Origin of the sequence: Oscillibacter sp. UBA6647, from assembly GCA_002455655.1 — a bacterium.
In the GTDB taxonomy this organism is placed as follows: domain Bacteria; phylum Bacillota; class Clostridia; order Oscillospirales; family Oscillospiraceae; genus Oscillibacter.
Genome location: DKLF01000140.1, coordinates 1 through 7,684, shown reverse-complemented (window position 1 = coordinate 7,684; position 7,684 = coordinate 1). Strand labels below are relative to the sequence as shown.

The window sequence follows — 7,684 nt, the reverse complement described above, 5'->3', positions numbered from 1 at the left end:
AACCGCCGCCCCTTGCTCAGTGTAATCCATGGAAAGTTGAGAAGCGCCAGGTCCACCGGCCCGGTTTCCAGCAGGAATTCCCGCAGAGCGGGGCTGGCCACAGCGCAGTCTCCCGCAATCAAAATCCGAAAGCCCTCATGCTCCAGAAGGCAGCCGTAATGTGCCACGGTGGCGTATTCCTTCCCCTCGTGGGGCAGGTGGACGAACTGGACGGACAGCTCCGGAAGCACCAGCCTTTCACGGGGCTGGAAGAGCAAGATTTGACGCTCAAACTGCCGCTCCGGCAAAATCACCTCAGCAAGGGGCCAGCGCTCCATTGCCTGACCCAACAGACGGCGGGAAAAGTGATCCGGATGACAGTGGGTGCAAAAAATCAGGTTTGGCTGTTGAAATTCCGGGTGGGCCATTACGGCGGACTGAAGCGCGGGGGAGAGGACGGAAAACCCGGAGACGGGCTTTTCGTGTAAAGCGTCCACCCAAAGGCGGACGTCACCCAGACGCAGGGCAACCCCGGCGTTGGCGCTGAATGTGATCTGGCGCAACGGCATGGCGCAGGACTCCTTTGCAGAAAGCGTTGAATGGGTCTTTCCGATTTCACGGATATGACCGATCTTGAGTATAGCACGACGGCTGGAAAAAGCCAATAAAATTCCGTGCCTTATCATAAACGGCGCGATATATGATAAATGTTCTTTTTACTTTGCGCGAAAGATGGAATACTGAACGGTACGGCAGCTCTTTTAAAAATTGCGTTTTTGTGTGTCTTTAATAGATTTGTCCACATTTGCAGAAACTAAAATTTTCTGTGGAGCGGCACCCGACGGAGGAGAACTTTTGCGCCGGCGCCTGAGCGCGTGACTGATGCTTTGAAGGCGGCGGGAGAAGTTTCGGAAGGAAGGACCGCGGTATTAACAGGAGGGATTAATTGAATGAATGTCTACAAAAAGATCATGGATGTCGTCGCCACGATTGAGAAGCTGATTCTCTGCGTGGGTCTGGCGTTCATCACGGCAATCACCTTTGCAAACGTGGTGGTCAGGAAAATGACGGACAGCCAGTTTGCCTGGACCGAGGAAATGGTCATTAACCTGTTTGTTCTTCTGGTCATGCTGGGCTGTGCGCTCTGCGCCAGAGAGGGCAGCCTGATTAGCCTGTCTCTGATTTTCGATTTGCTGAAAAACCGAGGCAAAAAAATCTTCGTTTCCATTATTACAGTGGCAAACATTGCGTTCTATCTGGTGCTGATGAAGACCGGCTTCGATAAGGTTGCGGTTCAGTTGGCCAACGGAAAGCGTACCTTCTCTCTGGGCTGGCCCGAGTGGGTATTCACGATTTTCCTGCCCATCGGCTGCGTGTTTTTGATTCTGCACACCGTGGAGTTCTTTGTCGACGTGATGAACAACAAAGCGGACTGTGTAAAAACCGGGGATGAAGGAGGAAACGTCTGATGATCAATCTGATTTTGTTCGGCACCTTCTTCATCATGCTGTTTTTGAACATACCCATCAGTGTGGGACTGGGCCTTTCTTCCATTTTTGCAATGGTTTATGCCGGGGATAAGCTCTCCGTGGTTCCCACCAACGTTTACAACGGCATGGCGAAGTTCCTGCTTTTGGCGATTCCGTTTTTCGTCCTCTCCGGCAACATCATGGCAAAGGCTGGAATTTCCACCCGTCTGGTAGAGTTTATTGATGACTGCATCGGCCATCGCCGGGGCGGCATTGCCATCGTGTGCGTCATCGTGGCCTGCTTCTTCGGTGCGATTTCCGGCTCCGGTCCCGCCACTGTGGCGGCGCTGGGTATCATTCTGATTCCCGCCATGATTAACCGCGGCGGCTTCTCCGCGCCCTTTTCCTCGTCCTTGATGGCTGCGGCGTCTTCCATCGCCATTGTCATTCCGCCTTCCATCTCCTTTGTGGTGTACGCCTCTATCACTGGCGTGTCCGTTGGCGACATGTTCATGGGCGGGATTCTTCCCGGCATCCTGATGGGCATTGCTCTGGTGGTCATCATCATGATCGAGGTCCGCGTGAAGGGCTTGGAGGCATCCCGTGAAAAGGCATCCTGGGGCGCCCGCTGGAAGTCTTTCCGCTCCGCATTCTGGGGCTTTTTGATGCCCGTAATTATACTGGGCGGCATTTACGGCGGTATTTTCACACCCACCGAGGCGGCTGCCGTCTCCGTGGTGTACGGTCTGATTGTCGGCGTGTTCATTTACCGAGAGGTGAAATGGCGCGACCTGTATGACCTGCTGGTGGATTCCGGCAAGACCACCGGAAGCATCATGCTCATCATCGGCGGCGCCACGCTGTTCTCCTATATCTGCACGGTCCACGGCATCGCGGGCGCGGCCCAGACACTGCTTCTGGATATTTCTGGAAACAAGTATGTGTTCCTGATGATTGTCAACGTGATTTTCCTGATCGCAGGATGCTTCGTGGACGCAAACTCCGCCATGTATATCTTCATCCCCATCATGTATCCTGTGGCGGTGAAGCTGGGTATCAACCCGGTTCACTTCGGCGTGCTGTCCACCGTGAACATGGCGATCGGTCAGGTGACTCCGCCCGTGGGTGTGAATCTCTTCGTGGCCATCGGCGTCAGCGACAAGCTGAAAAACATCAAGGACAAGACCAGAGTGACCATTGTGTCCATGTCCAAGGCTGTGTGGCCCATGATTGTCGCCTGCGTGATTGCGCTGCTGATAGTCACCTATGTGCCCTTCTTCTCCACCGCGTTTTTGGGCGCTGCGACCTGATTGAAGGAATCTGCCATCACGAGAGTGATTTCAGATACGCAACTTGACCTGCCATCAAAATTTGAGGAGGAACATTATGAAAAAGTTTCTTGCACTGGCCATGGCGCTGACCATGACCGCGACGCTGCTGGCCGGCTGCGGCGGCGACAAGCCCGCCTCTTCCGGCACAGGTTCCGGCTCCGCCGCTGGCGGCGATGCCACCTTTGAAAAGGCAACATGGAAGTTTGCCTGCTCCGCCACGGAGAACACCGTTTGGGCGGATATGGGCCGCGACTTTGGCCAGATGGTGTCCGACGCCACGGGTGGCGCCATCACCGTGCAGGTCTACGCGGCCGACCAGTTGACCGCCGGTAACCAGTCTGAGGGCATTCAGGCCGCCATCGACGGCACCACCGAGCTGTCCGCCCACTCCAACCTGATTTATTCCGCGTTTGACCAGCGGCTGAACGTTGTCTCCCTGCCCTTCCTGTTCGACTCCTTCGAGGACGTTGACGCGAAGCTGGACGGCGAGGGCGGCAAGGCACTGGGCGAAGTCGTTGAGAGCATGGGCCTGCACCTGCTGGGCATCGGTGAAAACGGCTTCCGTCATCCCACCAACAGCGTCCATCCCATTGCTTCTCTGGCGGACATGAAGGGGTTGAAGCTCCGCGTGGCCGGTTCTGAGCTGCTGAGCGCCGCCTATGGCAAGTGGGGCGCCAACTGGGCCAACGCCAACTGGTCCGAGGTTTACACCGGTTTGCAGACCAAGACCTATGACGGTCAGGAGAACCCTCTGCCCACCGCCGACGGCGCCTCCATCGCCGAGGTTCAGAACAATGTTACCTATTGGACCGGCGTGTATGACTGCATTTTCTTCACCATGAACGGCGAGCTGTACGATTCTCTTTCTCCCGAGCTGAAGGCCATCGTTGACGAGTGCGGGCAGAAGGCCGCACAGAATCAGCGCAAGCGTGAGCGGGAAGAGGACCAGAAGATTCTGGAGAAGTGGAAGGCCGCAGGCGTCACCGTTACCGAGCTGACTCCCGAGGCCGCTGAGGAGTTTAAGACTGCCTCTGCGCCTTTGTACGATGAGTTTGCCGATAAGCTGACCCCCGAGCTGATCGCCGCTTTCACAAAGTAAGAACCTGTTCTCCGTAAAAATCGAAAAGATTTTAAGTTGCGTTCACTGGAAAAGCGTGGCTACAGTGGTCTGTCGCCACGCTTTTTCAGAATCATTCGCGTGAAAATTTTGACAGTTTGTTCAAAATCAATTGGATAATTTTACAATTTATACAAAAAACCGACAACTGTCGGCAGAAGGGAGTTTTTTCTATGGCAACAGCAAAAGCCGCAAAGGCAGCATATACCCAGGACCAGGCCAGGAAATTTTACGAGACAATGTCTACGATCCGCCATTTTGAGGAGAGTATTAAGCATGACTCTCTGGCCGGCGAGATTCCCGGCTTTGTGCATCTGTATATCGGCGAGGAGGCCATTGCCACCGGTGTGTGTGCCGCCCTGCGAAACGACGACTCTATCGAGTCTACCCACCGGGGCCATGGACACTGCATCGCCAAGGGCGCCGATGTCAACCGGATGATGGCCGAGATTTTTGGCAAGAAGACGGGCTTGTGCGAGGGCCGTGGCGGCTCCATGCACATTGCGGACTTCTCCGTCGGTATGCTGGGGGCAAACGGCGTTGTGGGCGGCGGGTATAACCTTGCCACCGGCGCGGCGCTGGCCAACAAAACAGTTTTGAAAAATGACAAGGTTTCCGTGGTATTCTTCGGCGACGGCGCATCCAACCGCGGAACCTTTCATGAGGCCATGAACGTGGCCTCCGCGTGGAAGCTGCCCATTATTTTTATCAACGAGATGAACTGCTGGGCCTCCACCACGCCTTACCGTACTACCTGCAACCTTGAGAACATTTCCGACCGCGCGGCGGGCTATCACGTCCCTGGCGTGATTGTGGACGGACAGGACGTTTTTGCCGTATATGATGCCGCTGTTGAGGCCGTTGCCCGCGCCCGGAGAGGGGAGGGCCCCACCTTCATCGAGGCCAAGACCTACCGTATCGAGGGTCATTTCGTGGGCGACCCCGAGATGTACCGCACGAGAGAGGAAACCCAGAAAATTTTCCACGACACCGATCCTCTCCAGATGTTCCGCAAGAAAGCTGAGAAGCTGAAGGTAATGACCGCCGAGGAGTGCGACGCCGTGGACGCGGCCTGCGTTGAGAAAATCAAGGCAGCCAAGAAATTCGCTATGGAGTCCGAGTATCCCGATTCCGGCGAGTTTATGAAGTACGTCTATGTGGACTAAGAACTGAGGAGGATGACAACAATGCGTGAATTAACGTTTTCTCAGGCCACCTGCGAAGCGATGGCCGAGACTATGGAAAAGGATGACAAAATCTTTGTAATGGGCGAGGACCTCGCCCGCCAAGGCGGCATCTTCGGTCAGTTCAAGGGCTTGCCCGAGAAGTTTCCCGGCCGGATTATCGATACCCCCATTTCCGAGACGTTCATCATCGGCGGCGGCGTGGGCGCGGCTTTGGCCGGAGCGCGGCCCGTGGTGGATATGCACTTTGCCGACTTCATCGGCGTTGCCATGGACGAGGTGTTCAACCAGATGGCCAAGGCCCGCTATATGTTCGGCGGTCAGGCCAAGGTGCCTCTGGTGCTTCGCGCGCCGGACGGCATGACCTTTCAGGGCGCGGCCCAGCATTCCCAGTGCGTGGAGGCATGGTTCCCCCACATTCCCGGCATCAAGGTAGTCGCCCCCTCCAACCCCTATGACGCAAAGATGGTGCTGATTGCCGCCATTGAGAGCGACGATCCCGTCATCTATTTTGAGAATAAGATTCTTTATAAGGAAAAGGGCAAGCTGCCTGAGCTTGCGGATCAGGTGCCCTATACGCTGGGCAAGGCCCGCGTGGAGCGGGAGGGCAGCGACGTGACCATCGTGTCCTACTCCATCGGCATGAAAAATGCCCGGGGCGCGGCAGACCTCTTGGCGAAGGACGGCATTAAGGCCGAGGTCATCGACCTCATCACCCTGTCCCCTTGGGACAAGGAGACGGTGCTGAACTCCGTGAAGAAGACTCACCGACTGTGCGTGGTTCACGAGGCGGTAAAGCAGGGTGGCTTTGGCGCGGAGATTTCCGCCACCGTGGCCGAAGAGGCAATGGAATATCTGGACGCACCCATTCTGCGGTACGGCGCTCCGTTCTGCCCCATTCCTTTCGCTCCCACGCTGGAGAAGATGGTGCGCGTGTATCCGGAGGACCTGTACAAGGGCATCAAGGGCATGTTTTAATGCCTGAAAAAGGAGATTTTCAAATATGGCAACTGAAGTATTGATGCCTAAAATGGGTCTGACCATGACCGAGGGCACCATTGAAGAGTGGAAGAAGAAGGAGGGCGACGCCGTTCAGGCGGGCGATATCCTGTTTTCCGTGGCTACGGATAAGCTGACCAACGACGTGGAAGCCGACACCACCGGAACTCTTTTGAAGATTCTCTTTGGCGAGGGAGAAACGGTGGAATGCAAAACCGTCATCGCATGGATCGGCGCGCAGGGCGAAGCGGTTACCGGCGCATCCGTCGCCTCTGCGGCCCCGTCTGCTGCTGCGGTACCCGCTGCGCCCGCAGTATCTTCGGAGGCGCCGCAGGCCACTGCGCAGACCGGGGAGCACGCTCCCGGCGGGTTTGTTCTGGCAACGCCCTATGCCCGGAAGCTGGCAAAGGAGAAAGGCTATGACCTGTCCCGGATATCCGCCACCGGCCCCAAGGGGACCGTGGTGGCAAGGGATGTGGAGTCCTTTACCGCGGGCCCCAAGACCAGTCCCATGGCTGCAAAGCTTGCAGCGGAGCTGGGCGTGGATTTGACCAACCTGAACGCCGACGGACGGGTGATGAAGGCCGACGTGCTGGCCGCCGCCGGAAAGGCTGTCACTGAGACGCGGAGCGTGCCTGCGGGCGTGCAGGGCAGCAACGACGAAGCGCCCAAGAAGGTGGACCCGCTGCGTCGCAGCATTGCCGCCAATATGACCGCCTCGTGGCTGACCTCTCCCCGCGTGACCTATACGCGCCCGGTGGACGCCACCGCCATGAAAGAGCTTCGTGCCAAGCTGAAGGACGGGCTGAAGGAGCGGGGAATCAAGCTGACCTACAACCACATTCTGATGAAGGTGGCCGCCAAGGCCCTGACGGAGTTCCCGGATATCAACTCCAGCTTTGCGGACAACATGCTGACCCACCACACCCATGTGAACATCGGCCTTGCCGTGGCCAAGGGCACGGGGTTGATCGTCCCCAACGTGAAGAGTGCTGAGGCCAAGTCTCTGGCGGAGATCGCGCAAGAGACGGAGGGCCTGATTGCCGCCACGCGGGATGGCAAGCTTTCGATGGAGGACATGACCGGCGGAACGTTTACCATTTCCTCGCTGGGGCCCTATGGAATCACCAATTTCTCTCCCATCATCAACCAGCCGGAGCTTGCGATTCTGGGCGTGTGCGACATGGTAGATACCCCCGTGGTGCGGGATGGGGAAATTGTGATTCGTCCCATGATGAACCTGTGCCTTACCGCTGACCACCGGGTGGTGGACGGCGTGATGGCCTCCAAATTCCTCCAGCGCCTCTGCGAGCTGCTGGAAAACCCGTATATGCTTCTGGTGTAAAGAGGGGACGTTGTCCCGCATTTAGATTCCCCACACCTGTGACATCGGTCACTGGTGAACGCCGCCCCAGGCGCGCGGAGTGGGGAATTTTGGGCAGGCGCATGTCCTGCCGGAAATAATTTGATGTGTTTCTCCGCAAGACGGAGAAATCAGGGGGGCCTGGCTGAGGCCGGGCCCCCTGCCTGATTGAAGAAAGAAGTCCTGCTAACAAAAGTCAAGCCCCAAATCCAAGAAAATTCAGGGTAGAAAAATGAGCACAA

General features: G+C 56.8%; 7 protein-coding genes. 6 read left to right on the top strand and 1 reads right to left on the bottom strand.

Features of this window, described 5'->3' with window-relative positions; translation table 11 throughout:
* Nucleotides 1-548, bottom strand: a 548-nt coding sequence (locus tag B2W96_RS10390; RefSeq protein ID WP_293010223.1) for an MBL fold metallo-hydrolase, incomplete at its 3' end; no start/stop codon positions are given.
* 381 nt (nucleotides 549-929) lie between these two features.
* Here B2W96_RS10390 and B2W96_RS10385 point away from each other — a divergent pair.
* The 6 genes from B2W96_RS10385 to B2W96_RS10360 all read left to right on the top strand — a co-directional run bounded on the left by B2W96_RS10385 (nucleotide 930) and on the right by B2W96_RS10360 (nucleotide 7,424).
* The gene (locus B2W96_RS10385; RefSeq protein ID WP_293010222.1) at nucleotides 930-1,448 is read left to right on the top strand and encodes a TRAP transporter small permease; all 519 of its coding nucleotides are present in this window, start codon (nucleotides 930-932) and stop codon (nucleotides 1,446-1,448) included.
* A complete protein-coding gene (locus B2W96_RS10380; protein WP_293010221.1) occupies nucleotides 1,448-2,758 on the top strand; it encodes a TRAP transporter large permease in 1,311 nt (436 codons plus the stop codon). Before B2W96_RS10385 ends, B2W96_RS10380 begins: the two co-directional genes overlap by 1 nt.
* Nucleotides 2,759-2,834: 76 nt before the next feature.
* Entirely contained in the window at nucleotides 2,835-3,878 is a 1,044-nt protein-coding gene (locus B2W96_RS10375) for a DctP family TRAP transporter solute-binding subunit (RefSeq protein WP_293010220.1), read from the top strand.
* A 191-nt stretch (nucleotides 3,879-4,069) separates the two neighbouring features.
* Nucleotides 4,070-5,062, top strand: a complete 993-nt coding sequence (locus tag B2W96_RS10370; protein WP_293010219.1) for a thiamine pyrophosphate-dependent dehydrogenase E1 component subunit alpha — start codon at nucleotides 4,070-4,072, stop codon at nucleotides 5,060-5,062.
* 21 nt (nucleotides 5,063-5,083) lie between these two features.
* On the top strand, nucleotides 5,084-6,058 hold the full coding sequence (locus B2W96_RS10365; protein WP_293010218.1) for an alpha-ketoacid dehydrogenase subunit beta: 975 nt from the start codon (nucleotides 5,084-5,086) through the stop codon (nucleotides 6,056-6,058).
* A 25-nt stretch (nucleotides 6,059-6,083) separates the two neighbouring features.
* Nucleotides 6,084-7,424, top strand: coding sequence for a dihydrolipoamide acetyltransferase family protein (locus tag B2W96_RS10360; RefSeq protein WP_293010217.1), 1,341 nt, complete (start codon nucleotides 6,084-6,086; stop codon nucleotides 7,422-7,424).
* The last annotated feature ends 260 nt before the right edge of the window (nucleotides 7,425-7,684 follow it).

What these genes read in the sequence shown, in the direction of transcription:
- B2W96_RS10380 (WP_293010221.1), top strand. Translation starts at nt 1,448, where the DNA reads ATGATCAATCTGATTTTGTTCGGCACCTTCTTCATCATGCTGTTTTTG.
- B2W96_RS10360 (WP_293010217.1), top strand. Translation starts at nt 6,084, where the DNA reads ATGGCAACTGAAGTATTGATGCCTAAAATGGGTCTGACCATGACCGAG.
- B2W96_RS10370 (WP_293010219.1), top strand. Translation starts at nt 4,070, where the DNA reads ATGGCAACAGCAAAAGCCGCAAAGGCAGCATATACCCAGGACCAGGCC.
- B2W96_RS10375 (WP_293010220.1), top strand. Translation starts at nt 2,835, where the DNA reads ATGAAAAAGTTTCTTGCACTGGCCATGGCGCTGACCATGACCGCGACG.
- B2W96_RS10365 (WP_293010218.1), top strand. Translation starts at nt 5,084, where the DNA reads ATGCGTGAATTAACGTTTTCTCAGGCCACCTGCGAAGCGATGGCCGAG.
- B2W96_RS10385 (WP_293010222.1), top strand. Translation starts at nt 930, where the DNA reads ATGAATGTCTACAAAAAGATCATGGATGTCGTCGCCACGATTGAGAAG.